The organism is Algibacter ulvanivorans (assembly GCF_048381495.1).
Taxonomy (GTDB): Bacteria; Bacteroidota; Bacteroidia; order Flavobacteriales; family Flavobacteriaceae; genus Algibacter_B; species Algibacter_B ulvanivorans.
Window position 1 is genome coordinate 1 of the sequence record NZ_JBLWGD010000091.1, and the last position, 280, is coordinate 280.

Consider the following 280-nt stretch of genomic DNA (forward strand, 5'->3'; position numbering starts at 1 on the left):
GATGCTGCCGGTCTGGCGAGAACGGGCTTCTGCGTACAGACATGCGGCGCACGATCAGGCTCAGCGTATCAATGACTGGCACGATCACGATCCAGATCAGGACGGGAAAGGCGACGGCGGCGGTTCCGCTTGCAAGGATGAGGATAAATCCGGCAAGGGCTGCACCGAGAAATGTGCTGCCGCCATCGCCAAGGAAAAGGCTTGCTCGTGCGCGCCAGCGATGCCGCATGTTGAAGACCAGAAAGCCGAGGCAGGCAGCAGCAAGGGCGAGCGCCTGAAG

Annotated in this window: 1 pseudogene; it reads right to left on the reverse strand. The window is 61.4% G+C overall.

The annotated features are described in order from the left end of the window. Nucleotides 1-280: pseudogene (locus tag ACNG5D_RS16090) on the reverse strand (undecaprenyl/decaprenyl-phosphate alpha-N-acetylglucosaminyl 1-phosphate transferase); the annotation flags it as partial.